Origin of the sequence: Neptunomonas sp. CHC150 (assembly GCF_030397555.1) — a bacterium.
GTDB lineage: Bacteria > Pseudomonadota > Gammaproteobacteria > Pseudomonadales > Balneatricaceae > Neptunomonas > Neptunomonas phycophila.
Genome location: NZ_JAPNXU010000037.1, coordinates 1 through 1,192 on the forward strand (window position 1 = coordinate 1; position 1,192 = coordinate 1,192).

Sequence of the window (1,192 nt, forward strand, 5' to 3'; positions counted from 1 at the left end):
CCAATCACCGCAGTGGTTATCTGCCCATTGTTCTGCTTCGACTTGAGAGCAGCGGCGAAACTTCATGATGTATTTGATTAACTGGTTAGGCCGCTTCGCTTTCGTCTTTTCCATTGAGTTCATCCATCATGTCTTCGCACTCTTCACGAACGTTCGAGCTTGACTGGTTTAAAATGAACTTCAGTGCTGCGATATAGCCTTCTTCAAAAGTGCTATCTGGAAATGCAGTGCCGTCGTTTTCAATTAAGGCTTCAGCCATTTCAATTTCGAGATCAATCACTCTGCGAGTGTGGGCGGTAGTGAAAGAACGTTGCAGTGGGTTAGCTGTATGCATGTTGATACCCTCTATTCCGTTTGTCATAAACGGTCACAATGTTGTTGTTTCGAATTAGGAAGTAGGCGCAGTCACTTTCTAAAATTCGCTTTGGCTGCCAACCTGATTCGCATTTCATTATTCTTCGCAGTCGGTTCTTGCTTGGGCGGTTAGCTTTCGCCACCGCCTCTACAAGTTGTGGAAGGCTGCGACCCGTACGTTGTCGCCATCTTTCGATAGCATGGCGACTGACGTTTATCTCTCCATATCGGGTGCTTATCAGTAACATTCACACCTCGCTATAGCTTGGCGATATCAAGAGGAATGTTTATGTATTTGTCTTCACCGTTGCGCTCTTTGAAATTCAAGTAAGTTTTCGAGCTAACGACTTTCTGTGCATCATCAATAGCAGCCATGGCCTGAACCCAGCGAGCATCTTCTGAGACGCTTTTATACTGACTGCGAAAGTCCATCACTTTCTTTACGCTGATTGAACCTTCTTTATCTGTTTCAAATAGGCCGTGAATAATGAGTTGGAGTTCACGATTGGCATTTTCAGACCAATCATTAGCGCACTCTTTCATTAGCTTCTCTGCCACCTTGAGTTCTGGGCCAAATACAAATCGGTCTTGAACACAAATACGGATCTGTTTTTTGCCATCAAACGAGGTGAAGGAAGCGCCGCCTTTCTTACCGCCAATTTTGGTTTCGTACTTTTCAGCAATAAGCTCTTGGAACGCCAAGCAATCCTCATAAACTTCTTTTTTAAATTCACGAATCACCGCTTGAATTTCCAACGCGGTAGCCATGTGCTTCATAACAAAAGCGTCCATCTCGATGTCATAGTCATCAATGTTGCTTTCTTGAACTAGGCGGCCT

At 44.5% G+C, this 1,192-nt stretch carries 2 protein-coding genes; both read right to left on the bottom strand.

Annotated elements, in window-relative coordinates:
* Window positions 1–85: 85 nt before the first annotated feature.
* Entirely contained in the window at window positions 86–334 is a 249-nt protein-coding gene (locus OW491_RS17985; RefSeq protein ID WP_102582813.1) for a hypothetical protein, read from the bottom strand.
* A gap of 278 nt (window positions 335–612) precedes the next feature.
* The coding region (locus tag OW491_RS17990) for a DUF3164 family protein (protein WP_290037270.1) at window positions 613–1,192 on the bottom strand (580 nt) is incomplete at its 5' end.

Coding starts and splice junctions, on each gene's coding strand:
- OW491_RS17985 (WP_102582813.1), bottom strand. CDS start 334: ATGCATACAGCTAACCCACTGCAACGTTCTTTCACTACCGCCCACACT.